The following is a 22,869-nucleotide window of genomic DNA, read 5'->3' on the forward strand; positions in this document are numbered from 1 at the left end:
CACATTGACGAATAGTCGGAACTTATGTTTCGTGTTTCGGTGAAGCGGAACGGGCCATGAGGAGACCGGAGTGACGAATGCGCACCAGCGGCAGGAGACGCTGCCGCTCGACGTCATCACGATCGGGCGCGCCTCTGTCGACCTCTATGGCCAACAGATCGGCACGCGCCTCGAAGATGTCGGGAGCTTCGCCAAATCCGTCGGCGGCTGCCCGACCAATATTGCAGTCGGTACGGCGCGGCTCGGCCTGAAATCGGCCCTCATCACCCGCGTCGGCAACGAGCAGATGGGCCGCTTCATCCGCGAACAGTTGGTCCGCGAAGGCGTAGAAACGCGTGGCATTGCCACCGATCCGGAGCGCCTCACAGCGCTCGTGCTGCTGTCGGTAGAGGCCGAAGGCGTTTCGCCGATGATCTTCTACCGCACCGACTGCGCCGACATGGCGCTGGACGAGAGCGACATCGACGAGGACCTGATCCGCTCGGCCCGGGCCGTGGTGGTCACCGGCACGCATTTCAGCCGCGCCCACAGCGAAGCTGCGCAGAAGAAGGCGATCCGCATCGCCAAGTCAAACGGCGCCCTGGTCGCCTTCGATATCGACTACCGCCCCAATCTGTGGGGGCTGGCCGGGCACGAAGCGGGCTTCTCGCGCTATGTTGCTTCAGAGGTGGTGTCGCAGAAATATCAGTCCGTACTGCCCGATTGCGATCTCATCGTCGGCACCGAGGAAGAAGTGCTCATCGCTTCCGGTGAGGCCGACCTGCTCTCCGCGCTCAGGACGATCCGCAGCCTGTCCTCCGGCACGATTGTTCTGAAGCGCGGGCCCATGGGCTGCATCGTCTATGACGGCCCGATCCCCGATGATCTCGAACAGGGCATTGTCGGCAAGGGCTTCCCCATCGAGGTCTACAACGTGCTGGGCGCGGGCGACGCTTTCATGAGCGGCTGGCTGCGGGGCTGGCTGCGCGGCGAGAAGCACGCCACCAGCGCGACCTGGGCCAATGCCTGCGGCGCCTTCGCCGTCAGCCGCCTGCTCTGCGCGCCGGAATATCCGAGCTGGCCGGAGCTCACCTATTTCCTGGAGCATGGCAGCAAGGAGCGCGCCCTGCGCAAGGATGCCGCGCTCAACCACATTCACTGGGCGACCAATCGCCGGCGCGAGATTCCCAGCCTCATGGCCTTGGCCATCGACCATCGCAGCCAGCTCGAAGAGCTTGCCAATGGCGATGCGCAACTGCTGGCGCGCATCCCTGATTTCAAGGTGCTGGCCGTCAAGGCGGCCGCAAGCGTCGCCGATGGCCGGCCCGGCTTCGGCATGCTGCTCGACGACAAGCATGGCCGCGACGCGCTGTTCGCGGCGGGGGCACAACCGGATTTCTGGATTGGCAAGCCGATCGAGCTGCCCGGCTCGCGGCCGCTGCAATTCGAATTCAGCCAGGATCTGGGCTCGCGGCTGGTGGACTGGCCGGTGGATCACTGCATCAAGGTACTGTGCTTCTACCACCCGGACGACCCGGTCGAATTGAAGCGCATGCAGGTCGAGAAGCTGAGCACGGCCTATGAAGCCGCCCGCAAGGTGGGCCGCGAATTGCTGATCGAGATCATCGCCAGCAGGCATGGTGAATTGGATGACGGCACGGTCGCGCGGGTGCTGGGCGACCTCTACGATGCCGGGGTCAAGCCGGACTGGTGGAAGCTCGAGCCGCAGGCCAGCCGCGCGGCCTGGGCGGCCATCGACGCAGTGATCGAGGCACGTGATCCACTGTGTCGCGGCGTGGTGCTGCTGGGGCTGGAAGCGCCGCAGGAGGTGCTGGAAGCCGGCTTTGCCGCCGCCCGCACCGCGCGCAGCGTCAAGGGCTTTGCCGTGGGCCGCACCATATTTGCCGAGTCGGCAAAGGCGTGGCTGGCAGGTAGGATCAGCGACGAGCAGGCCATAGCCGAAATGGCGCGCAAGTTCGGCGCGCTGGTCGAGATATGGGAACGGCTGGGCGAAAGCCGCGCCGCCTAGAATCCGGGGAATAGGCCGATGAGCCAGAAGACTGTTCGACTGACGATGGCGCAGGCCGTGGCGCGGTTCATGACCGCACAGAAGACCGTGATCGACGGCGAGACCGTGCCGATCTTCGGCGGCGTCTTCGCCATTTTCGGGCATGGCAATGTGGCCGGCGTCGGTGAAGCGCTCCATGCCGTCAAGGACGAATTGCCTACCTATCGCGGGCAGAACGAGCAAGGCATGGCCCATGCCGCCATCGCCTATGCCAAGGCCAGCTTCCGCCGCCGTTTCATGGCCTGTACCAGTTCCATCGGGCCGGGAGCACTCAACATGGTGACAGCCGCCGCGCTGGCGCATGTGAACCGCCTGCCGGTGCTGCTGCTGCCGGGCGACGTCTTCGCCAATCGCCTGCCCGACCCGGTCTTGCAGCAAGTGGAAGATTTCGGCGACGGCACCGTTTCGGCCAATGACTGTTTCCGGCCCGTGAGCCGCTATTTCGACCGCATCACCCGGCCGGAACAGATCATCCCGGCCCTGCACCGCGCCATGGCGGTTCTCACCGACCCGGCCGAGTGCGGCCCGGTGACGCTGAGCCTGTGCCAGGATGTGCAGGCGGAGGCCTATGACTATCCCGAGAGCTTCTTTGCCGAAAAGGTCTGGACCGTCAGGCGGGTTATGCCCGATGCCGATGAATTCGCCACGGCCGCCGCCGCGCTGCTGCGGGCCAGCAAGCCGGTGATCATTGCCGGTGGTGGTGTGCTCTATTCCGAAGCCAGCGACACATTGCGTAAATTCGCCGAAATCCACGGCGTGCCGGTGCTGGAGACGCAGGCCGGCAAGTCCAGCCTGCCGCACGATCATCCGCTGAATATGGGTTCGGTCGGCGTGACGGGTACGGCCGTCTCCAACCAGTTGGCCGAGGAGGCTGACCTGGTGCTGGCCGTAGGCACGCGGCTGCAGGATTTCACCACGGGCTCCTGGGCTTTGTTCAAGAATGACGATCTCAAGATCATCGGACTCAACGTGCAGGTCTTCGATGCCCACAAGCATCGCGCTTTGCCGCTGGTGGCCGATGCAAGGGCCGCGCTCGAAGCGCTCAACCAGGCGCTGACCGGCTGGCAGGCCGACGAGGCCTGGACCGACAGGGCCAAGGCCGGCAAGGACGACTGGCTGGTGGCGGCCGACCAGGCCACATCGAGCACCAATGCCGAGCTGCCTTCCGATGCGCAGGTGATCGGCGCGGTGCAGCGGGCCAGGCAGAATGCCACCCTGGTCTGCGCGGCCGGCGGGCTGCCGGGCGAGTTGCACAAGCTATGGAAGGCCAATGTGCCGGGGAGCTATCACCTCGAATACGGCTTCTCGACCATGGGCTACGAAATTGCCGGCGGGCTTGGCGTCAAGCTGGCGCGGCCCAAGGACGATGTGGTCGTCATGGTGGGCGACGGCAGCTACATGATGCTGAATTCGGAAATCGCCAGCTCGATCATGCTCGGCGCCAAGCTGACCATCGTGCTGCTCGACAATGCCGGTTACGGCTGCATCAACCGGCTGCAGATGGCCACCGGCGGGGCCAACTTCAACAATCTGTTGAAGGACACGCACCATGTCACTCTGCCGGGAATCGATTTTGCTGCCCATGCAGCGTCGATGGGCGCGGTGGCGCGCAAGGTGGCGTCCATCGCCGAACTGGAAACGGCACTGCAGGAAACCGAGAGCGTGGACCGGACCACAGTCATCGTCATCGACACCGACCCGCTCATCACCACCGATGCCGGTGGACATTGGTGGGATGTGGCGGTGCCTGAAGTCAGCGACCGGCCGCAGGTGAATGCGGCGCGCGAGGCCTATGTGCAGGCGCTGAAAGCGCAACGGGCCGGCTAAGGGGAACAGAGATGAAAGCCAAACTCGGCATGTCGCCCATCGCGTGGTGGAACGACGATCTGGTGGAACTGAGCGATGACGTGTCGCTGGAGGAATGCCTGCGCCAGTCGCGCTCGGCGGGCTTTACCGGCATGGAGAAGGGCCGGCGCTTTCCAGATGATCCCGAGGTAATGCTGCCAATTCTGAAAGCGGCCGATGTGACGCTGTGCGGCGGCTGGTTCTCGGGCACGTTGGTCGATGAGGATATTTCGGCCAACCAGGACCGCATCGCGCCGATGATCGCGCTGTTCAAGGCGGTCAATGCGCCCTGCATCGTCTATGGCGAAGTGGGCCGCTCGATCCAGGGCGATCGCAGCAAGCCGTTGGCCACCAAGCCAAAGCTCCCCGATGACGAGATGAGGGCCTATGCGAAGAAGGTCACGGCATTCGGCGAATGGTGCGCTGAGCAGGGCATGCCCCTCGCCTATCATCACCACATGGCGGCGGTGGTGGAAACCGAGCCGGAGCTCGACGCCTTCATGCGCCATTCGGGCGAAGGCATTCCGCTGCTGCTGGATGCCGGGCACCTGGCCTTTGCCGGCGGTGACGTATTGCGCGCCATCGACAATCACCACAAACGCATCACCCATGTGCATGTGAAGGATATCAGGCGCGCCGTGGTCGATGGGCTGGATCGCAGCAGGCAGAGCTTCCTCGATGCGGTGGCCTTGGGCGCCTTCACCGTGCCGGGCGATGGTTCGCTGGATTTCGGCGCCATCGTGCAGAAATTCGCCGATTACGGCTATGAAGGCTGGTTCGTGGTCGAGGCCGAGCAGGATCCGGTCAGCAATCCGCCGCTCAGGATGGCGCAGGTGGGCCACAAGGAACTCATGCGCGTGATGACCGCCGCGGGCTACACGGTCGAGACCGAGGGCTTTCCCAAGGGGTGAGCTGTGCTAGAGCATGGCCGGTGAAGATTTGTCCGAGGGGACCTGATGGCGCTCAAGCAAAGTGATCTGAACTGGTTCCGGCCGCTGTGGCGGCGCGTGGCTGTCGTGCTGTTCCTGGCGCTCTGGCTCGGCTGGGAGCTGCTGTGGAGCGGCGACATGTTCTGGGCGCTGCTGGTGGGCGCCGCGCTGGCCTATTCGCTTTACAATTTCTTCTATGCCTTTCCCAAGGAGGAGCCGACCAATGAGCAAATCCCACCTCCGAATCCGCCCGAAGGGGACGACGGGTCTCGTCCATGATGTGACGCCTGATACGGCCGGGTGGAGCTATGTCGGCTTCGCCTTGCACAAGCTGGCCGCAGGCGAGGTGACCGGCGGCGAATCCGGCACGCAGGAGCTGTGCCTGGTGCTGGTGGGCGGCAAGGCGCGGATTTCCGTCAATGGCGTGGATCTGGGCGAGGTCGGCGAGCGCGTGAACCCGTTCGAGGGTGCGCCATGGGCCGTCTATGTGCCGCAGGGCGCCATCTGGGCGGCCGATGCGACGACCGCGCTGGAACTGGCCGTCTGTGCCGCACCGGGCGGCGGGGACTATCCCGCCAGGATCATCCCGCCCGGTACGCATCCCCGCATCACGCGTGGCAAGGGCGCCAATGTGCGCCATGTCTATAACATCATGCCCGAGGATGACGGGGCGGCCCATTCGCTGCTGGTGGTGGAAGTCATCACCCCGCAGGGCAATACCTCGTCCTATCCGCCGCACAAACACGACCAGGACAACCTGCCCCATGAAAGCCAGTTGGAAGAGACCTATTTCCACCGGCTCAACCCGCCGCAGGGCTTTGCCTTCCAGCGCGTCTATACCGACGACCGGAGCCTCGACGAGGCGATTGCGGTGGAAGATGGCGATGTGACGCTGGTGCCGAAAGGGTATCATCCCGTGGCGACCACGGCGGGGTATGATCTCTACTATCTCAACGTCATGGCCGGGCCGAAGCGGGTGTGGAAATTCCACAACGCGGCCGAGCATGAGTGGCTGTTGAAATAGCTAATCCAGCATGTTTTCCGGCTCGCCACCGTCGGTAAGGAAGGCGAAGCTGTAGGCCGTTCCGGCTTCGTCCGTCGCTTCGCAGGTGAACTGGACAGGGCCTTCCGAGGAATTGCCGCTGAGGGTGCACTGGCCCGTGGCCGCGTGATCGACATTGTTGTTGCCGCTGCCATCCTTGCCGTCGATGATGAGGTCGACCTGCTGGACCAGCCCCTCGACGTTCTCAGTGGCGGGACCGCTGAAGACCAGGAAGCGGCCGCTTGGACTATCCGTCCAGATGGCAAGTTCCATGCGGCGGTCGGTGTAGATCACCTGCATGATTTCGTCGGCGCAGATATCGGTCAGGCTCTCGGAGCCGGCGGCAAGCGCCTGGCATACGCCGCGCAGGGTGTGGACAGTATGGGGGTCGGTGCCCTGCGCGGCGGCAGGCGAGACAAGCAACAGACCGGGAAGCAGTGGCAAGAATTTCATTGGCTCATCGGCGTTCGGACCAATCCCAGCCTAAACGAAAAAGGGGCGCCGAAAGTGCGCCCTTTTTTCTGTTGCCGTCAGCGGCCCTGGAAGACCGATTTGTCCGCCAGCGGCCCGGTGACTTCGCTCACCTTCACCGCCCTGCTTTCCTTGACCGATTTCAGCGCGGCCTCGGCCAGCGCCAGGGCGATCAGCCCATCGATGCCGCTGGGCGAAGCCAGAGATTTCGATTCAACGGCGTCGATGAAGGTACTGATTTCGTTGGCATAGGCCTCGGTATAGCGGGTCATGAAGAAGTCGTGCAGCGGTGGGCGGGTGTAGCCGGCGGCGTTGGCCACTTCGATGGAAACCGGACGCTGGTTCTCGGCGGAGACGGCGCCCTTGCTGCCATGGACCTCGATACGCTGGTCGTAGCCATAGGTGGCGCGGCGCGAATTGGAGATGGTGGCATGCTTGCCCGAGGCCGTGGAGAGCATCACCGAAACGCTGTCATAGTCGCCGGCCGCGCCGATATCAGGATCGACCAGCACCGAAGCCTGGGCGGAAACGGTGTCGATCTCCTCGCCCAGCAGGAACCGGGCCATGTCGAAATCGTGGATGGTCATGTCGCGGAAAATGCCGCCGGAGCGCTTGATATAGTCCACCGGCGGCGCGCCGGGATCGCGCGAGACGATGGTGACCATTTCCACGGCGCCGATCTCGCCCTTGTCGATCGTGTGCTTGACCGCCTGGAAATGCGGATCGAAGCGGCGATTGAAGCCGACCATCAGCGTGCCGCCTGCGGCATCGACCACCTTGAGGCAGGCTTTGACGCGCTCGACATCGAGATCGATCGGCTTTTCGCAGAAGATGGCCTTGCCGGCGCGAGAGAATTGCTCGATCAGCTCGGCATGGGTATCGGTCGGCGTGCAGATCACCACCGCATCGATATCGGATGACTTCAGGATCTCATCCACGCTCCGCACGGCGCAGCCATATTGGGTCGCGAGGTCGCTGGCAGCCTTTTCGAAGGCGTCGGCCACCGCCACAAGCTGGGCCTTGGAATTGGACGAGATGGCCTTGGCATGCACCTTGCCGATGCGGCCAGCGCCGAGCAGGCCGAAGCGAGTGGTCATTTTATGATCTCCGGAAGAGTAACGTGCCGATGCAACATATGCACCGTCACGGTGTCAATCTAGAACATCCGTTCCATGACTGTCATGCGATCGCTCCAGTGGAGCGACTTGTCCTGGGGGCCGCGTTCAGGCTTCCCTGGCGCGCTCGAGGATGCGCTTGCATTCCAGCAATTCGCGCAGCACGTCGGACAGCTTGTCACGTGCCTCCCGGTCGAGGCCGGGGCCGGCCAGCATGACGGCCTCTTCGATCTCGGCCTCGTCGCTGGCACTTTCGGCCTGTTCGATCATCGGCAGGATGTCTTCCAGCGGCCTGCCCTCGCCCACGGCGATGACATAGCGGGTGCCCTGATCCTTGAGGATGCGCTGTACGCCCTTGATGGTGAAGCCCTGATCGTAGAGCAAATGGCGGATGCCGCGCAGCAGCATCACGTCCTCGGGGCGGTAATAGCGACGCCCCCCGCCGCGCTTCAGCGGCTTGATGGTGGAGAAACGGGTCTCCCAGAAGCGCAGGACATGCTGGGGCAGGTCCAGCTCATCGGCGGCTTCGGATATCGTCCGGAAGGCGTCTGGCGACTTGTCCACGGAGGCTGAGACTCGCTGGATGGCTTATTTTCCAGCACGAACCATAGATTTGTTGATCTTGGACTTCAACACGTTGGATGGTTTGAACACAAGAACCTGCCGCGGAAGGATCGGAACCTCCTCGCCGGTCTTGGGATTGCGGCCGATCCGCTCGTTCTTGGAACGCACCTGGAAGGAGCCGAAGGATGACAGTTTGACGTTCGCCCCGGTGACCAGGGCATCCCCGATAAGCTCGAGCACCCGTTCCACCAGTTCCGCCGACTCGGTCCGCGATAGTCCGACAGTTCCGTAGACTGCCTCAGCCAGATCGGCCCGCGTTATCGTCCTCTGCGTCATTCGTACCCCCGTGTTGCCGAAAGGTGCAAAAACCCCCACGCCGGGACGAATGGGTTACGTCCCTGATCAAAATTGGCTCCGGCACAAGCCCTGTTCGGGATTGAACCATACCGCGGGAATCCTTCCCTTCGCTCAGCGCTATCGCATCGTCACAAGACCCTCGTGCGATCGATTTCTGCGCTGGGTTCCTCCGCCCAAAGGACACTAACGCCTTGAAACGGCTAAGGTCAATCGGCTCACGGTGGCCGCTACCAGCGAATGAGAGAAGCGCCCCAGGTAAAGCCGCCGCCCATGGCCTCGAGCATGACGAGATCGCCCTGCTTGATGCGGCCATCGGCCACTGCGGCGCTCAGCGCCAGGGGTACGGATGCGGCGGAGGTGTTGGCATGCAGGTCCACGGTCATCACCACCTTCTCGGGCGGCAGGCCGAGTTTGGCCCCTGCCCCGTCGATGATGCGCTTGTTGGCCTGATGCGGCACGAACCAGTCGAGGTCATCAACCGTGTAGCCGGTCTTTTCGAGCGTGGCATAGACCACGTCGGTGATCTTGCCGACCGCGTGACGGAAGACTTCAGGCCCCTGCATGTGGACATGGCCGGTCGTGCCGGTGGTGGACGGGCCGCCATCGACATAGAGCTTGTCCCAGTGGTGACCGTCGGAGCGCAGCGCCGAAGCCAGTATGCCGCGTTCGGGAGCGTCGTCCGCAAACTCGGCCTTTTCCACCACGGCCGCGCCGGCGCCGTCGCCGAACAGCACGCAGGTGGTGCGGTCTGTCCAGTCGAGCAGGCGCGAAAAGGTCTCCGCGCCGATGACCAGGGCGCGGTTGGCCAAGCCATTCTTGATATAGCTGTCGGCGGTGGCCATGGCATAGACGAAGCCCGAGCAGACCGCCTGGATATCGAAGGCCATGCCGTGATGCATGCCGAGCTTCATCTGCACCAGGGTCGCGGCAGCCGGGAAAGTATAATCCGGCGTGGTGGTGGCAACGATGATGAGATCGATCTCATCCGGGGTAACGCCGGCCGCGGCCATAGCCTGCTTCGCCGCTTCCACCGCCAGATCGGAGGTGAACTGGCCATCGGCGGCGATGTGGCGCTGCTTGATGCCGACGCGTTGCTGAATCCATTCGTCGGAGGTTTCGACCATGGTGGAGAGTTCGGCGTTGGTGAGCACCTTTTCGGGAAGGTAGCTGCCGACACCGCGGATGATGGTACGCGTCTTGGTCACGCCGAATTCGCCTCGGGTTCTGCTTCGGCGGCTTCGGAGGCCACCTTGATGGGAAAGCGCTGCATGGTGTCGCCGATCTTGTCGATCAGACGGCTGCGGGCCATTTCATAGGAGAGACTCAATGCACTTTTGTAACCGATCTCGTCGGTTCCACCGTGCGATTTGATGACGATGCCATTGAGGCCCATGAACACGCCGCCATTGACGGTGCGCGGATCCATCTTGCGCCGCAGGGCATTCAGAGCCGACGTGGCGAATAGTGCGCCGATGCGGCTCATCAGGTTGGATTTGAGGGCACTGCGCAGGTAGGAGCCGACCTGGCGGGCCGTGCCCTCGGCGGTCTTGAGCGCGATATTGCCGACAAAGCCCTCGGTGACCACGACATCAACCGTGCCCTTGCCGATATCGTCGCCTTCCACGAACCCGTGATAGGTGAAGCCGGAACCGCTGGCCTCGGTGAGCACGCGGCCGGCTTCCTTGATATAGTCGAGGCCCTTGACCTCCTCGGTGCCCACATTGAGCAGGCCGACCGTCGGGGCGTCGTCATCGAACAGGCAGCGCGCCAGGGCTGAGCCGAGAATCGCGTAGTCGACCAGTTGCTTGGCGTCGGCGCCGATGGTGGCGCCCATATCGAGAACGATGATGTCGCTGCGCAAAGTCGGCCAGATGGCGGCGATGCCGGGGCGCGAAATGCCCTTCATCGGCCGCAGGCAAAAGGTGGCCATGGCCATCAGCGCGCCGGTATTGCCGCCGGAAATGGCGACATCGGCTTCGCCATCCTTCACCGCCTGGATTGCCATCCACATAGACGAGGTGCCCTTGCCCTTGCGCAGGGCCTGGCTGGGCTTCTCGTCCATGGCGATGACAGTCTCGCAGTGCCGTACGGTGGAGGCGGGCCGCAGGTCGGGGAATTCATCGAGCAGCGGCGCGATCTGTTCTTGCCGGCCGTGAAAGATGAAACGGGTATTCTTACGCTCGCGGAGGGCCAGGAAGGCTCCGTGGATGACTGCGCGGGGGGCATTGTCGCCGCCCATGGCATCCACTGATATTGTTATAGTATCGGTCATTTCAGCCCGTTCTGCGCCTCACGAAGAGGCAGCCAAACATATCCCATCAGGGAGTCGGTGCAAGCCCTGCATCCCGGGGCTAACGGTCAATATCGGTGGACTTCTTGAGCTTTTCGAGTGCCGCGAAGGGCCCGGCAGGTGCGCCGGCGACATCGATGCCCAGTGAGTCGAGGCTTTCCCCCGGCAGGCGCGGGTAAGGATCGATCGCCAGGGCCAGCGTTTCGATCAGCAAGGCGCTGAGATCGACTTCGGGGCCATCGATATGATCAGGAAAATCCTCGTCGTCGAGATCGACGAACACTTCCGAACCGGGCGTCGGCTTGGGGGTATGCGCCTCGGGCAGAAAGACGCGGTCGACGATTTCGTCGACATGCTGGCCGACGGGTTCGAAAGTGACCACCGAGGGCTGAACGATGTCGGCCACGAGCTGGCCCTGCGCCCGAATCCCCCGCGCAGGGGCACGATGGTCAGCGTGGCGCTGAAGGAATCGATGGCTGAGAGCTTGAGCAGCTCGGCCAGCGCCGCGCGGGTGGGCTCGTCCAGGGAAACCGTAACGTCGCGGCCGCTGGCGGGCAGCCTGTCGATACGGACGACGGCGTCGAATAGCGGCGTTTCGGTAGCGTTCACGCGGCCGCCTCGAAGTTCAGGGCGCCCTGGGTGATGGCCGTGCTGGGCTGGGCGCCGAGCGCCTTGTCCTCGGCCAGCAGATAGTCGGCCAGCGCGGAAACATGGGGGCCGGTAGCGCCGTCGAAGATATTGCGCGACAGCACGGCCTGCAGCGCCTCGGCGTCGTTCCGGTCCATGGCCTCGCTCATGGCGGCCAGCAGGCCGAAGAAGATGTTGCCCATTTTCTGGATACGCTTGGGCACGCCGAGATCGCCGACGCCCATTTCGCGCAGGGAGCGGTCCATATCCTTGAAGAACAGGTCGAATACCGCCTGGCTGAATTCTTTCTGCTCGCCGGTTTCGGCGCGCAGGCGACGGAACAAAAGCGCCAGATGCAGGCTGATCATGTCGAAGCGCCCGGTGACCGTATCGGGCACTTGCCACTCCGCATAGAACCGGGGTTGCCGGGATTGCGCCACAATGGCGCTATAGACGGCGTAAACCGGCTCGGTTGCTGTATTCTTGCGAAACAGGGACAGGATCATGGGATTGCGCTCAGCATCTTGATCGGCCTAACAAGAGCAAACGGCCTGACCGGGCCAATGCCAGCTTGCCAGAGGGACAGGTTGGCAGCTAAACATTCCGGCGACCGAAGGGTCGCCGCCTTGTTGCCGTGCCTATAGTCGAGAGCCATCGGGAAAGTCAAATTCATGCCTCTGCGTACCGTTTCCGGTTCCATCGTACCGCTTGCCGCCGCCGCCCTGCTTGCCGTGACACTGGCAGCATGCACGAGCAGCACGTCGCTGGTCACCAAGCGGACCCAGGGATATGAAATCTCGGAAAGCGCCATGGCGCAAATCCGTCCGGGCCAGAGCCAGCAACTGGTGACGCTGGTGCTCGGCTCGCCGCAATCGACCAATACGTTCGGCGATCAGTCTGCATTCTATTATGTCGAGACCAAGGTGCGGCAGACCGCCTTCGGCATGACGATGGTCGACTCGCGCACCGTGCTGGTGGTCTATTTCGACAAGAACAACAAGGTCGTCGACAAGGCCGTCTATGGCCTGCAGGACGGCAAGACCATCGCCATCGAAAGCCGCCGTACGCCGTCCTTCGGCGAAGACCGCAGCTTCATCGACCAGATTCTGCAGTCGTTCTAGGCGTAACGCCCTCATCGACAGCCTGCAAAGCCCGCATTAAGCTGGTCGCCGATCTGGCGGCCTCTGGTAGCGAGCTTTTGCATGTTGCATGGAATGACGTCTGGAAAGGCGCTGCGCATTGCAGCGCTCATCGTATTTGCAAGCCTTCTGAGCGGGCCGGCACTGGCCAAGAGCAAGGCGCAGGACGCGGCTTTGCGCCAGGCCTGTATCGGCGCCTTCGGTGACCAGGAACATTTCGACTGGACCCCGCGCACCGGGCTGGACAACGCCCTGGCCACCTGCCGCAGTGCGATAGCGCAATTTCCCGACGATGCGGAGGTCCAGCTCTATTATGCGGTGGCGCGGGACCAGTTTGCCGAACGCGGCGGCACGCAGGACGACAATCTCTACGCCACGGAAGTCTATCGCCGACTGGCCGATGAAGGCCTGCCCATGGCCCAGTATGCGCTGGGCACCATGTTCGATGAAAGCGCCGGGGTCAGCGCTGAGGAAGGCCAGAGCTACATGACGCGGGCACGCGACGGAGAGTTCGGCACCGCCGTCAGTTGCGAGGCGGTGCGGACTTTCGGGCTGGTGGATATCGACGGCAACGGGGCGTCCTACGATATCGCGGCGGCGGAAAGCATGGCGCATGGCAATTACGTCTGCGCCGGCTACCTGGTCAACATGTACTGGTACGGCTATGCCACGCCGGACGACCTGCCCCTGTCGATTGCCGACTATGCCCGCTACGCTGCGGTGCATGGCGACCCGATGGCCATGGCCATTGTGGGCCTGTTCTATGCTTTCGGCACGGGATCGACCGATATAGACGCGAAATTACAGGGCCAATATACGGCGCGGCAGGATGCGGAAAAGGCCGGCGCCTGGCTGTTGCTGGCCTATTGGGGCACGAAAAGCTCGATGCGCCCGGAAATCCGCAGTGAGTTCTGGGACCATGGCTACCTGCTATGGCCGCCGATCGTCACCGCCCTGCAGACCACGCTGGGGACGCTCGACCTCCATGACGGTCCGGTGGATGGCAATTTCGGGGATTCCACGCGCGCCGCGCTGGCCGCTTTCGAGGCATCGGATGTCGATGCGCTGTTCCAGATGGTGCGGGCGAAGGAAAAATATGCAGCCGAGCTCGGCGAACGCGAGCTGCTGCATATCGGTGCCCCGGCGCTCGACTAGGCAGCGGCCTGCCGCATGGCAGACCAGGCCAACAGCAGGATGGCCACCGTGGCCAACGGAATGGCTAGCAGATTGATGGATTCCCAGCCAATCGCCTGCAGCAGGAAGCCGGAGCCCAGCGAGGCCAGCGCGCTGGCGCCGAAGACCACCTGTTCGTTGATGGCCTGCACCCTGCCCGCTTCTTCGGGACGGTAGGCGCTGGTGAGCATGGTGGTGGAGCCGATAAAGCCGAAATTCCAGCCCAGCCCCAGCAGGACCAGCGTCAGCGTGAAATGACCGACGGTAATGCCGTTGAGCGCGATGGCGGCGCAGGCGATGATCAGTAACAAGCCGATGGCCGTCACCAGCGGCGCGCCGATGCGGCGGATGATCGAGCCGGTGACGAAGCTGGGCGCGAACATCGCCACCACGTGCCACTGAATAGCGCCAGCGGCCCGGCCGGAGAATGGCCGCAGAGATGGACCATGGCCAGGGGCGCGGCGACCATGATGAGCGTCATCAGCGCATAGGTGAGCGCCGCGCTGATCATCGGCAGCACGATCTCTGGTTGCCGCAGCAACAAGCGAGTAGGCCTGCCGGTATCGGCACTGCCGCCTGGCGCGATGGTGGGCGCCAGCCGTGTCGGCACCAGCACCAGGATGGAGGCCAGCGACAATACGGCGATCACCAGGAAACTGGCGGCATATTCGGAGCCCGGGATCCAGGTGCGCGTAAGCGAACTCAATTGCGGGCCGAAAAAGCCGGCCGCGACGCCGCCGAACAGCACCCAGGAGATGGCCTGGCTCTTGAGATGGGGCGCCACGCTATCGGCAGCGGCGAAGCGAACCTGCTGGATGAAGGCACCCGACACGCCAACGAGGAACAGAGCCGCTGCGAAGAGGTAGAAGCTGCCGAGCATGACGGCCAGTGCCGCCATCAGCGATGCCGGGATGGCGATGGCGGCGCCCAGCATCAGCCCGCGTGTCCGCCCCAGCCGGTAGATGATCATCGTTGCCGTGGAGGTCGACAGCGCCAGGCCGACGATCATCGCCGTCACGGGCAGCGTCACCATTGCCGGGTCGGGCGCAAAATTGACGGTGGCCAGCGCTGCAACCGCCATGACGATGGACGAATTGGAGCCGCCGAACGCCTGCACGGCGGCCAACAGGCCAATATTGCGGAAAGACTGGCGGCGGGACGGCTCGGTGACCACGGACTGATTCCAGCGAGGAAGCTGCAAACTAGACTTCCCAGTCTAGTTCGGTCAATCGGGCTTGCCGCCCTCGTTCAGCTCCACGCCCGCTTCGCGGGCAATGGCGTCGAGCGCTGCGTTGACGAGGCCGCTGGCATCGTCCTCGTAGAAGGCCTTGGCCACATCGACATATTCGCTGATGACGACACGGGGCGGGATATCCTTGCGGCGCAGCAGTTCGAAGGCGGCGGCGCGCAGGATGGCGCGCAGGGTGGCGTCGACTCGCTCGACCGGCCAGCCTTCGGCCAGCGCGCGGTCAACGGCCGGATCGATAGCCAACTGGTGCTTGGCCACGCCGGTGACGATCTGGCGGAAGAAATCGGCATCGGCAGGCAGATACTGCTCGCCCTCGATTTCGCGGCCAAGATGGAAGGCGCCGAACTGGGCCAGCGTGTCCTCGAGCGTCGCCCGGCCCACATCCATCTGGTAAAGCGCCTGCACGGCGGCCAGACGCGCGGCACCGCGCTGATTGGCGGGGCGGTCGGTTTGCGGATCGCGTTTGGGGGCGTCGGCCATTCGAACTTTCAACTTTGCTGTGTGGCCGCTGGGCCGCGCTGCCCGGACGGGCGTCGCAACCCCATAATCTTCCACGGGAGGAACTTCAACAGGGGTGGCGGCTCAATCTGTCCGCGCCGGCCGCTCATAGAGCGTCAAATGGTCATCGCCAAGCGCCTGCTCGCCGGCCTCGACCAGGCCCGCCGCGCCCAGGACATCGGCAATCGGCCCATCCAGGCTGGCAGGTATTCCATCGGCGCCGATGGCCTCGGAGCGCGTGACCAGAGCGAAACGATCCACCAGATCGGCTTCGAGCAGGGCCGCGGCGAGGCGCTGACCGGGCTCGACCAGCAGGTTCTGGATATGCCGCTCCGCCAGAACGGCCAGTGCCGCGGCCAGATCGGGGCGGCCATCCTTGCCCTCGACCCGCATGGTCTCCACCGAGACCGGCGCATCGACCGAAGCTGATGTTTCGGCAATGATCGCAGTACGATAGCCGGAAAAGCCACCAATCAGATTCACCTTGCGATCGATGCCCGACACACCCGCCAGCACGACCCGCAGCGGCGTCCGCCCGGTCATTCCGGGCAGCGTCACCGTCAGGGCAGGATCGTCGGCGCGCGCCGTTGCCGCACCGACCAGTACGGCATCGGACCGGGAGCGCAGCATTTCGATCCATTGCCGGGTCGGACCCTCGACAGGCGCCCTGCCCTCACCTCGCCGGCCGATCATGCCATCGGCCGAGACGACAAGCGCTGCGGTAACGAAGGGGCGATTGGCGGTGTGGCGCAGAATATGGCCGGCATGCAGCGCCTGCGATGGCGCGTGGCGGGCGAGAATCGTCTCGATGCCGGCAGATTCGAGCTGGGCCACGCTGCCGCCGGCCGATTTGGGATCGGCCGCGCCGATGACGACCCGCATGATGCCGGCGCGAATGATGGCATCGACGCAGGGTGGCGTGCGGCCCCAGTGATGGCAGGGCTCAAGCGTGACATAGAGCGTGCAGCCGGCAGCTTCGAACCCGGCCTTGGCAATCGCCTCGGCCTCGGCATGCGGCCGGCCGCCTTTGGCGGTCACGGCGCGGGCGACCAAAGCCTGCATACGCGGATCGACCACCAGGGCGGCGACAGCCGGATTATCCGCCGTCGTGCCGGCGAAGGGCGCGGCATAGCGGACGGCGGCATCGAGCCAGCGCCGATCTTCAGAAGAAAGCCCGCTCACTCGTCGTCACGCAGCGTGCTCTGCCCGCCTTCGGCCAAGGTGGCCAGGAAGTTGCGGAAGTCGTCTGCGGCGGAGAAATTCTTGTAGACCGAGGCAAAGCGGACGAAGGCAACGTCATCGAGGCCCTTGAGGCCCTCCATGACATATTCCCCGATCTGGTCGGAGGTGACTTCCACATCGCCCAGGCTTTCGAGCTGGCGGACAATGCCTGAAATCATGCGCTCGGTGCGCTCGGCCTCCACCGACCGCTTGCGCAGGGCGGTGTAGACCGATTTGGCCAGTTTTTCGCGATCGAAGGGCACCTTGCGGCCGCTCTTCTTCACCACGGTCAAGTCGCGCAACTGCACGCGCTCGAAAGTGGTGAAGCGGCCGCCGCATCCATTGCAGACGCGGCGGCGGCGGATAGCACCGGAATCCTCGGTCGGGCGGCTGTCCTTGACCTGCGTATCGTCGTTGCCGCAATAGGGACAGCGCATCGAAAAATCCTAGTTGGCGTAGATCGGGAAGCGCGCCGTAAGCGCCTTGACCTTGGCGCCCACAGCGGCCTCGACGGCGGCATTGCCCTCATCGGAATTGGCTTCGCGCAAGCCGTCGAGAACCTCGACGATCAGGCTGCCGATTTCCTGGAACTCAGCGACGCCAAAGCCGCGCGTCGTGCCGGCGGGCGTGCCGAGGCGAATGCCCGAGGTCACGAAGGGCTTTTCCGGGTCGAAGGGAATGCCGTTCTTGTTGCAGGTGATGAAGGCGCGGCCAAGCCCCTGCTCCGCCCGCTTGCCGGTGGCATTCTTGGGGCGCAGGTCCACCAGCATCAGGTGGTTATCGGTGCCACCGGACACCACGTCGAGGCCGTGGCTCTTGAGCGCTTCGGCCAGCGCGCGGGCATTGTCCACCACCTGGCGGGCATAGGCCTTGAATTCGGGCTGCAAAGCTTCCTTGAAGGCCACGGCCTTGGCGGCGATGACATGCATCAGCGGCCCGCCCTGGAGTCCCGGGAAGACGGCCGAATTGATCTTCTTGGCGATATCCTCGTCATTGCTGAGGATCATGCCGCCGCGCGGGCCACGCAGGCTCTTGTGGGTCGTCGTGGTGGTGACATGCGCATGCGGGATCGGTGAAGGATGCATGCCGCCGGCCACGAGCCCGGCGATATGGGCCATGTCCACCATGAGATAGGCGCCGATGGAATCGGCGATCTGGCGGAAGCGTTCCCAGTCCCAGATACGGGAATAGGCCGTGCCGCCGGCCAGGATCAGCTTGGGCTTGTGCTCATGGGCCAGGCGCTCAACCTCGTCCATGTCAAGCAGGTGATCGTCGCGCCGCACCCCATAGGAGACGACGTTGAACCACTTGCCGCTCATATTGACCGGCGAGCCATGCGTCAGATGCCCACCCGAATTGAGATCGAGCCCCATGAATGTATCGCCCGGCTGCAGTAGCGCCAGGAACACGGCCTGGTTCATCTGGCTGCCGGAATTGGGCTGCACATTGGCGAATTTGGCGCCGAACAACTGCTTGGCGCGCTCGATGGCCAAGGTTTCGGCCACGTCGACGAACTGGCAGCCGCCGTAGTAGCGCTTGCCGGGGTAACCCTCGGCATATTTGTTCGTCATGATCGAGCCCTGGGCCTCGAGCACGGCGCGCGAGACGATGTTTTCCGAGGCGATCAGTTCGATCTCGTGCTGCTGGCGGCCCAGTTCGTTCTGGATGGCTTCAGCGATCTCGGGATCGGTCTCGGCCAGCGTGTTGGAGAAGAAATTGGGAAAGAGCGAGGAAGACGTGGCGGCGCTCATGGAACAATGACCTCGCAAGAGACGAAATGGGTCGACATGGCCATGGCTTTATCATGTCGCGAAGTGCGATTCCAAGGCCGGGAAAGAAGGGATAGATACATAAGGGGCTCCCTGGTTGCGGATGGGTGCCCAGGCGAGCGGCTCTACAAGGTTCGCGTTCCCCGATGGTTCCCCATCTTTTCTCGCCAGTCGCGCGAACGGCCAAGTTATGGCGCAGAATACGCGGCAGGGGAAGTGACCAAACCCGCCATTCAGGCAAATTTGCCGGAACTGGCCGGTAGTGGCGGCGCGGCCTCCCCCAGCTTCTTGCGCAGCTTGGCCAGGGCAATCTGCTGCATCTGGTATTTGTTGGCCGATACGGGCGTGATGACGATGACTTCGGTGCCTGATGCGGCGTCGATGGCGGCGACCCGCATCTGCTGGCCGACCTGCACGAATTCGAAATAGACCTCACTGTCGGCCATGGCGCATTTCCCCCGCCAATGACACTAGCAGGATTCCATAGCCGCCAAAAGCAAACGCCCTCGGCGAGGGAGGGCGCTGCAAAATAGCGGATCGCGGGATCTTCTTGCCATTCGGGCATAGCCCTCATGGCCTTGGTGCCTCAAATCGCGCCACTGGCGCGATTTGCCTCCGGGACGGCGTCAAGCCTGTTCGAAGGACACCTTGCCCTGCTCGTCGAACTTGTAGACGTCGTCGCGGAAGCTCACCGTGCCCTGCCGATTGGCCCAGGCGGTGATGTAGGTGGTGTGGATCGGCACGCGGGCCTTGCACTCCACATCGAGCCGCTGCAGCGAATCGAAGGTGTAATCGACCTTGGCCTGGTCCCAGTCGCCATTGTCGCGCAGCAGCCAGTTGACCAGCGCGTTGACACCCTCGACACGCACGCAGCCCGACGAATGGAAACGGGCATTCTCGCCGAACAGCGCCTTGGTCGGCGTATCGTGCAGGTAGCAGTCGTAGGGATTGTAGAAGTTGATCTTGCAGTGGCCCATCGAGTTTTCGGCGCCGGGCTCCTGGCGATACATGTAGTTGATGGCGTTGCCGAGATTGTTCCAGTCGATGCTGGCGGGCGAGATTTCGTTGCCGCTGCCGTCATAGATATGGATGTTCTGCTTGGCCAGGTATTCGGGGTCTTCCAGCATGTACTTGGTCAGGTCGCGCTCGACCAGCGACTTGGGCACATGCCAATAGGGGTTGAAGTTGATCTGGCTGATCTTGCTGGCCATGATCGGGGTGGCGCGGTCCACGCGGCCGACGACGGCCGTATGGCGCTGCTCGACCATGCCGTCATTGACGGCCTCGATGGTCGCGGCCGGAATGTTGACCACGACGTAACGCGGATTGAGGTTGGCGGCCATGCTCTGGACGCGCGTGAAATTCAGGTAAAGCTGCTGCAGGCGCGTGGTGGCCGGCACGTTCATCGCATACCAGGTCGCCTCGTCCACCTGGCCATTGAGCACCAGGCCGTGGCGCGCCTGGAAAGTGCGGACGCCGCGATCGGTGTCTTCGTCGAACAGGTCGTTGACATTGGGCACCAGCGGCATGTCGCCCGACGAAATCAGGCGACGCTTGAGCGCGATCACTGCAGGGCTGGACTTGCCGATCATCAGGCGGAAAGCTTCCTGGGGAATTTCCTCCCAGCCGCCATTGGCCACGAAAGGCTCGTATTGCGAGATGGCGAGCTGCAGATTGTGGACCGTGTCATAAGACAGGATCGGCTCGTTCGTGGCGATCAGCGCTTCAGCCGCCGCCGTATTGCCGTCCTTGTCAACATTGCGCAGCACATTGCCGCGATTCATCAGGTCAAAGATCGATTCCTGCCCGCGCGCCAGGGCAGGCATAGCCAGCGATGCCCCGGCCAGAGCCGTATACCGGAGCAGAGAACGTCGATTCAGCCGCATCAATTCACCCGAAATTTCCAGCCGCAAAGCAGGCCGATTTTTACCATCGCATCCGACAGGTCACAACGCGCTCAACCGCATGTGAACCCGGCAAGACTTCATGAACCACAAATACGCAGGAAATGGTTGCAAACCACTAACCACGCAGTTCACGCGCGTTTGCGGCACAAATGTGAACGCCGGCCCAGAGGACCGGCGTTTGCATAACGGTGTGGCACGACTGCAACAGCGGCCGTAGCGGGCCTAGAGCTTGTAGAGGATCTGGTCGACCCAGAAGCGCTCGAGGCGGGCGAGGGCCTTGTTGAGGCCGTCGAATTCGTCGTCGCCCAGGCCACCGACCTTGTCGATGGATTTGAGGTGACGGTCATAGAGTTCGTCGATGACTTCGGCCACTTCCTCGCCCTTGGGGGTCAGCCGGATGCGGACCGAGCGGCGGTCGGAGCGGGAGCGCTCCTGGAAGATATAGCCGGTTTCGACCAGCTTCTTGAGATTGTACGAGACATTGCTGCCCAGATAGTAACCGCGGGAGCGCAACTCGCCGGCGGTCAGTTCGGCATCGCCGATATTGAACATCAGCAGGGCCTGGACCGGGTTGATATCGTCCCACCCCATGCGGTCGAATTCATCCTTGATGAGATCGAGCAGGCGGCGGTGGAGACGTTCCACACGGGAAACCGCTTCCAGATAGAGCGGCTTCAGGCTCTGGGGACGTTCCGGGACGATGGCCTCGGCTGCGTTGGATTTGATTGCCATTTGTGCCTCACTGTTTTGCAGTCTGTGCGATTTTTCGCATCTCATGAGGCCAAACTACGGCGTGCGGACTAAGATCACCCTAAGCGACGTGATTAAGCACATCTTACTGGAAAACAATGAGAATTTGGCTTTATGCTTCGTTACACCAGTGCATAAATTTGTAACCTTACGAGGGTGTGAAGGGCGGCGGGGCCGCCCTCCTGCCAATCGTGTCACGCCAGTGCGCGGGCGCCTGCCAGCTTGAGCGCCAGCACGCCGGCCACCGCAATCCCCTGCCCTGCAAGCAGCACCAGGCCGATGGGGCTGAGAGTGGCCGCATGTAGCACGAGCAGCGCAATGGTCCCCGCCACCCAGACAACATCTCCAACAATGTTGCCGCGAATGACGCCCTTTGCGGGGTGTCCGGTGCGCGCTATCCAGGCATTGAACGCAGCCCATGGCAAAAGCAACAGGCCGATGGTCCAGAGGAAGCCCGATGGCAGGGTCCAGCCGGCCAATTGCGTCAGCGGCTCGGCGAGGACAAGCAGCGCGACGCCCATGGCGGCCGATACGATGGCATCCACGCCGTAGACAAGATGCGGATCGAGGCGCGGCAGGGTCTGGGTCATTGTCGTCATGGCGGCACTCCGTTCGGTTTGTCGATGGCCCGACGGTGCCGCGCCCGAGGTCATGGTTTCAATTACGTGCAAGGTAATGGAATAGCGGCTGCACCCAGTTCATGCTGGCTGGTCAATGGAGGGCGATGATGTTCAGCACGATGTTGCGGGAGTGGCGCGGCCTGCGCGGGATGAGCCAGCTCGAGCTGGCGCTGAGTGCGGACGTCTCGGCGCGGCACATCTCCTTCATCGAGTCCGAACGATCCAAGCCCAGCGTGGATATGGTGCTCAGGCTGGCCGAGGCACTGACCCTGCCGCTGCGCGAGCGCAATGCCATGCTGGTCGCCGCGGGCTTCGCGCCGCAATTCGGCGACAGCGACTGGAACAGCGAGGCGATGGCGGAGGTGCGCCAGGCAGCGGGCCTGCTGCTGGGGGCGCATGAGCCCTACCCCGCCATCGTGCTCGACATGGCCTTCAACATACTCGACGCCAATCCGCCGGCTTTGGGCATGATCGGCGCGAGTCGGGAGCTGCTGGATCGGGTCAACCTGGTCGACCTGGTCTACACGCCGGGGCCGGTGCGTGAATCGATCATCAACTGGACGGACGTGGCCGAATATCTGCTGCATCGCATGCGCGAGGGGGTGCGGCGCCACGGGCCGCAATCGGCCATAGCTGCAGTTCTGCGCCGGGCAATGGCGCAGCCGGGGGCGGAGCAATTGTCCGCCGTGCGCAGCCATTGGCGCGGCTCGGTGCTGCTGCCGCTGGAATTCCGGATGAATGGCGAAATGACGCGCTGGTTCACCACGGTCACCAGTTTCGGTGCGCCGCAGGATGCGATGGCCGAGGAAATCACTATCGAGCAGTTTCACCCCAATCCGGGCTAGTCAGCAGCGCGAGCCCGATTGAGGCGAATGGACAGCACGAAGATGACAGTTATCGACACCAGCAGCACCAGCCGGACGGCAAAGCCGAAGGCGGTCATGCGGACATCGGGATTGCCAAGCAGGTAAAGCGCGAGTTCAAGCACGGTCGCGCCGACCAGCAACACCGCGCCCCAGCTCGCTTTGATCCACAGGCCGACGGCGGCAAACAGCCGGGCCAGCGCGAAAATGGCGAGATAGACGAAGCCGGTCATGCCCATCGTGGCGATGGGGCTGACGGCGCCGAGATTGACGCCGAGCAGGCGCGCGGCGTCGTTGAGGCCCAGCAGCAGGCTGATAATGGCGACGATGCGGATATAGATGGCAATGGGTGGGGCGCTGAAATCCATGCCGGTTTTCTATCCCCATGCAACA

Annotated in this window: 27 protein-coding genes and 1 riboswitch; of the genes, 8 read left to right on the plus strand and 19 right to left on the minus strand. The window is 63.4% G+C overall.

The features are described 5' to 3' along the window. Positions 1-70 precede the first annotated feature (70 nt). Genes iolC through iolB form a run of 5 tightly spaced genes read left to right on the plus strand, consistent with a single transcriptional unit; the run spans position 71 to position 5,845 of the window. Complete coding sequence (gene iolC / locus NVV79_RS16805) at positions 71-2,008, plus strand: 5-dehydro-2-deoxygluconokinase (protein WP_303991551.1); 1,938 nt, start codon at positions 71-73, stop codon at positions 2,006-2,008. 18 nt (positions 2,009-2,026) lie between these two features. Further along, the gene (gene iolD, locus NVV79_RS16810; RefSeq protein ID WP_303991553.1) at positions 2,027-3,874 is read left to right on the plus strand and encodes a 3D-(3,5/4)-trihydroxycyclohexane-1,2-dione acylhydrolase (decyclizing); all 1,848 of its coding nucleotides are present in this window, start codon (positions 2,027-2,029) and stop codon (positions 3,872-3,874) included. 11 nt (positions 3,875-3,885) lie between these two features. Then, positions 3,886-4,803 (plus strand): myo-inosose-2 dehydratase, encoded by a 918-nt coding sequence (iolE, locus tag NVV79_RS16815; protein WP_303991556.1) that lies wholly within the window; start codon positions 3,886-3,888, stop codon positions 4,801-4,803. Positions 4,804-4,848: 45 nt separating this feature from the next. Further along, positions 4,849-5,100 carry a hypothetical protein gene (locus NVV79_RS16820; RefSeq protein ID WP_303991558.1) on the plus strand — a complete coding sequence of 84 codons (252 nt, stop codon included), beginning with the start codon at positions 4,849-4,851 and terminating at the stop codon, positions 5,098-5,100. Then, on the plus strand, positions 5,045-5,845 hold the full coding sequence (gene iolB / locus NVV79_RS16825) for a 5-deoxy-glucuronate isomerase (RefSeq protein WP_303991560.1): 801 nt from the start codon (positions 5,045-5,047) through the stop codon (positions 5,843-5,845). The genes NVV79_RS16820 and iolB overlap by 56 nt, the downstream gene beginning before the upstream one ends. On the opposite strand, the gene NVV79_RS16830 is transcribed toward iolB, so the two are convergent. The 8 genes from NVV79_RS16830 to NVV79_RS16865 all read right to left on the minus strand — a co-directional run bounded on the left by NVV79_RS16830 (position 5,846) and on the right by NVV79_RS16865 (position 11,793). Further along, entirely contained in the window at positions 5,846-6,316 is a 471-nt protein-coding gene (locus NVV79_RS16830) for a hypothetical protein (protein ID WP_303991562.1), read from the minus strand. A gap of 77 nt (positions 6,317-6,393) precedes the next feature. Further along, complete coding sequence (gene iolG / locus NVV79_RS16835) at positions 6,394-7,431, minus strand: inositol 2-dehydrogenase (protein WP_303991564.1); 1,038 nt, start codon at positions 7,429-7,431, stop codon at positions 6,394-6,396. Between the two features lie 126 nt (positions 7,432-7,557). Next, positions 7,558-8,013 (minus strand): MerR family transcriptional regulator, encoded by a 456-nt coding sequence (locus NVV79_RS16840; protein ID WP_303991566.1) that lies wholly within the window; start codon positions 8,011-8,013, stop codon positions 7,558-7,560. Between the two features lie 24 nt (positions 8,014-8,037). Continuing rightward, positions 8,038-8,349 carry an integration host factor subunit alpha gene (locus NVV79_RS16845; protein WP_146288767.1) on the minus strand — a complete coding sequence of 104 codons (312 nt, stop codon included), beginning with the start codon at positions 8,347-8,349 and terminating at the stop codon, positions 8,038-8,040. 248 nt (positions 8,350-8,597) lie between these two features. Continuing rightward, positions 8,598-9,575: a beta-ketoacyl-ACP synthase III gene (locus tag NVV79_RS16850; protein ID WP_303991568.1), complete on the minus strand. Its 978-nt coding sequence runs from the start codon at positions 9,573-9,575 to the stop codon at positions 8,598-8,600. Beyond that, entirely contained in the window at positions 9,572-10,642 is a 1,071-nt protein-coding gene (gene plsX, locus NVV79_RS16855) for a phosphate acyltransferase PlsX (protein ID WP_303991570.1), read from the minus strand. The genes NVV79_RS16850 and plsX overlap by 4 nt, the downstream gene beginning before the upstream one ends. 79 nt (positions 10,643-10,721) lie before the next feature. Then, positions 10,722-11,066 carry a YceD family protein gene (locus tag NVV79_RS16860; protein WP_303991572.1) on the minus strand — a complete coding sequence of 115 codons (345 nt, stop codon included), beginning with the start codon at positions 11,064-11,066 and terminating at the stop codon, positions 10,722-10,724. Positions 11,067-11,265: 199 nt separating this feature from the next. Further along, positions 11,266-11,793, minus strand: coding sequence for a ubiquinol-cytochrome C chaperone family protein (locus NVV79_RS16865; protein WP_303991574.1), 528 nt, complete (start codon positions 11,791-11,793; stop codon positions 11,266-11,268). Positions 11,794-11,958: 165 nt separating this feature from the next. Here NVV79_RS16865 and NVV79_RS16870 point away from each other — a divergent pair, with 165 nt between their 5' ends. Beyond that, on the plus strand, positions 11,959-12,408 hold the full coding sequence (locus NVV79_RS16870; RefSeq protein WP_303991576.1) for an outer membrane protein assembly factor BamE: 450 nt from the start codon (positions 11,959-11,961) through the stop codon (positions 12,406-12,408). Positions 12,409-12,501: 93 nt separating this feature from the next. After that, positions 12,502-13,581 carry a hypothetical protein gene (locus NVV79_RS16875; RefSeq protein WP_303991578.1) on the plus strand — a complete coding sequence of 360 codons (1,080 nt, stop codon included), beginning with the start codon at positions 12,502-12,504 and terminating at the stop codon, positions 13,579-13,581. Here the strand turns inward: NVV79_RS16875 and NVV79_RS16880 are convergent. From NVV79_RS16880 to NVV79_RS16925, 10 genes are all read right to left on the minus strand, one after another. After that, positions 13,578-13,982: an MFS transporter gene (locus NVV79_RS16880; RefSeq protein WP_303991580.1), complete on the minus strand. Its 405-nt coding sequence runs from the start codon at positions 13,980-13,982 to the stop codon at positions 13,578-13,580. The two genes, NVV79_RS16875 and NVV79_RS16880, sit on opposite strands and share 4 nt — an antisense overlap. Then, entirely contained in the window at positions 13,922-14,773 is an 852-nt protein-coding gene (locus NVV79_RS16885; RefSeq protein ID WP_303991582.1) for an MFS transporter, read from the minus strand. Before NVV79_RS16885 ends, NVV79_RS16880 begins: the two co-directional genes overlap by 61 nt. Before the next feature lie 51 nt (positions 14,774-14,824). Next, the gene (nusB, locus tag NVV79_RS16890; protein WP_303991583.1) at positions 14,825-15,328 is read right to left on the minus strand and encodes a transcription antitermination factor NusB; all 504 of its coding nucleotides are present in this window, start codon (positions 15,326-15,328) and stop codon (positions 14,825-14,827) included. A 102-nt stretch (positions 15,329-15,430) separates the two neighbouring features. Beyond that, positions 15,431-16,528 carry a bifunctional diaminohydroxyphosphoribosylaminopyrimidine deaminase/5-amino-6-(5-phosphoribosylamino)uracil reductase RibD gene (gene ribD, locus NVV79_RS16895; protein ID WP_303991585.1) on the minus strand — a complete coding sequence of 366 codons (1,098 nt, stop codon included), beginning with the start codon at positions 16,526-16,528 and terminating at the stop codon, positions 15,431-15,433. Further along, positions 16,525-17,004, minus strand: a complete 480-nt coding sequence (gene nrdR, locus NVV79_RS16900) for a transcriptional regulator NrdR (RefSeq protein WP_303991587.1) — start codon at positions 17,002-17,004, stop codon at positions 16,525-16,527. The genes ribD and nrdR overlap by 4 nt, the downstream gene beginning before the upstream one ends. 9 nt (positions 17,005-17,013) lie before the next feature. Continuing rightward, positions 17,014-18,318 carry a serine hydroxymethyltransferase gene (glyA, locus tag NVV79_RS16905; protein WP_303991589.1) on the minus strand — a complete coding sequence of 435 codons (1,305 nt, stop codon included), beginning with the start codon at positions 18,316-18,318 and terminating at the stop codon, positions 17,014-17,016. 120 nt (positions 18,319-18,438) lie between these two features. Beyond that, a riboswitch (ZMP/ZTP riboswitch) is annotated at positions 18,439-18,521 on the minus strand. A gap of 48 nt (positions 18,522-18,569) precedes the next feature. Beyond that, a complete protein-coding gene (locus NVV79_RS16910; RefSeq protein ID WP_303991591.1) occupies positions 18,570-18,782 on the minus strand; it encodes a serine hydroxymethyltransferase in 213 nt (70 codons plus the stop codon). A 180-nt stretch (positions 18,783-18,962) separates the two neighbouring features. Then, a complete protein-coding gene (locus tag NVV79_RS16915; RefSeq protein ID WP_303991593.1) occupies positions 18,963-20,162 on the minus strand; it encodes a murein L,D-transpeptidase in 1,200 nt (399 codons plus the stop codon). A gap of 303 nt (positions 20,163-20,465) precedes the next feature. Continuing rightward, entirely contained in the window at positions 20,466-20,975 is a 510-nt protein-coding gene (locus NVV79_RS16920) for a transcriptional regulator LdtR (protein WP_146288754.1), read from the minus strand. Positions 20,976-21,187: 212 nt separating this feature from the next. Next, on the minus strand, positions 21,188-21,592 hold the full coding sequence (locus NVV79_RS16925; protein WP_303991596.1) for a hypothetical protein: 405 nt from the start codon (positions 21,590-21,592) through the stop codon (positions 21,188-21,190). A gap of 128 nt (positions 21,593-21,720) precedes the next feature. Between NVV79_RS16925 and NVV79_RS16930 the strand changes: the two genes are divergently transcribed. Next, on the plus strand, positions 21,721-22,458 hold the full coding sequence (locus tag NVV79_RS16930) for a helix-turn-helix domain-containing protein (protein WP_303991597.1): 738 nt from the start codon (positions 21,721-21,723) through the stop codon (positions 22,456-22,458). Here NVV79_RS16930 and NVV79_RS16935 read toward each other — a convergent pair. Then, positions 22,455-22,844: a hypothetical protein gene (locus NVV79_RS16935; RefSeq protein ID WP_303991598.1), complete on the minus strand. Its 390-nt coding sequence runs from the start codon at positions 22,842-22,844 to the stop codon at positions 22,455-22,457. The genes NVV79_RS16930 and NVV79_RS16935 overlap by 4 nt on opposite strands. Positions 22,845-22,869 lie beyond the last annotated feature (25 nt).

Source organism: Devosia ginsengisoli, from assembly GCF_024707105.1.
In the GTDB taxonomy this organism is placed as follows: Bacteria; Pseudomonadota; Alphaproteobacteria; order Rhizobiales; family Devosiaceae; genus Devosia; species Devosia ginsengisoli_A.

Bases quoted from the DNA above. Each gene is read 5' to 3' on its own strand.
- iolD (WP_303991553.1), top strand. From the start codon at position 2,027: ATGAGCCAGAAGACTGTTCGACTGACGATGGCGCAGGCCGTGGCGCGG.
- iolE (WP_303991556.1), top strand. From the start codon at position 3,886: ATGAAAGCCAAACTCGGCATGTCGCCCATCGCGTGGTGGAACGACGAT.
- NVV79_RS16820 (WP_303991558.1), top strand. From the start codon at position 4,849: ATGGCGCTCAAGCAAAGTGATCTGAACTGGTTCCGGCCGCTGTGGCGG.
- iolB (WP_303991560.1), top strand. From the start codon at position 5,045: ATGAGCAAATCCCACCTCCGAATCCGCCCGAAGGGGACGACGGGTCTC.
- NVV79_RS16830 (WP_303991562.1), bottom strand. From the start codon at position 6,316: ATGAAATTCTTGCCACTGCTTCCCGGTCTGTTGCTTGTCTCGCCTGCC.
- iolG (WP_303991564.1), bottom strand. From the start codon at position 7,431: ATGACCACTCGCTTCGGCCTGCTCGGCGCTGGCCGCATCGGCAAGGTG.
- NVV79_RS16845 (WP_146288767.1), bottom strand. From the start codon at position 8,349: ATGACGCAGAGGACGATAACGCGGGCCGATCTGGCTGAGGCAGTCTAC.
- plsX (WP_303991570.1), bottom strand. From the start codon at position 10,642: ATGACCGATACTATAACAATATCAGTGGATGCCATGGGCGGCGACAAT.
- NVV79_RS16865 (WP_303991574.1), bottom strand. From the start codon at position 11,793: ATGATCCTGTCCCTGTTTCGCAAGAATACAGCAACCGAGCCGGTTTAC.
- NVV79_RS16870 (WP_303991576.1), top strand. From the start codon at position 11,959: ATGCCTCTGCGTACCGTTTCCGGTTCCATCGTACCGCTTGCCGCCGCC.
- NVV79_RS16875 (WP_303991578.1), top strand. From the start codon at position 12,502: ATGACGTCTGGAAAGGCGCTGCGCATTGCAGCGCTCATCGTATTTGCA.
- NVV79_RS16880 (WP_303991580.1), bottom strand. From the start codon at position 13,982: ATGTTCGCGCCCAGCTTCGTCACCGGCTCGATCATCCGCCGCATCGGC.
- nusB (WP_303991583.1), bottom strand. From the start codon at position 15,328: ATGGCCGACGCCCCCAAACGCGATCCGCAAACCGACCGCCCCGCCAAT.
- nrdR (WP_303991587.1), bottom strand. From the start codon at position 17,004: ATGCGCTGTCCCTATTGCGGCAACGACGATACGCAGGTCAAGGACAGC.
- glyA (WP_303991589.1), bottom strand. From the start codon at position 18,318: ATGAGCGCCGCCACGTCTTCCTCGCTCTTTCCCAATTTCTTCTCCAAC.
- NVV79_RS16910 (WP_303991591.1), bottom strand. From the start codon at position 18,782: ATGGCCGACAGTGAGGTCTATTTCGAATTCGTGCAGGTCGGCCAGCAG.
- NVV79_RS16915 (WP_303991593.1), bottom strand. From the start codon at position 20,162: ATGCCTGCCCTGGCGCGCGGGCAGGAATCGATCTTTGACCTGATGAAT.
- NVV79_RS16920 (WP_146288754.1), bottom strand. From the start codon at position 20,975: ATGGCAATCAAATCCAACGCAGCCGAGGCCATCGTCCCGGAACGTCCC.
- NVV79_RS16925 (WP_303991596.1), bottom strand. From the start codon at position 21,592: ATGACGACAATGACCCAGACCCTGCCGCGCCTCGATCCGCATCTTGTC.
- NVV79_RS16930 (WP_303991597.1), top strand. From the start codon at position 21,721: ATGTTCAGCACGATGTTGCGGGAGTGGCGCGGCCTGCGCGGGATGAGC.
- NVV79_RS16935 (WP_303991598.1), bottom strand. From the start codon at position 22,844: ATGGATTTCAGCGCCCCACCCATTGCCATCTATATCCGCATCGTCGCC.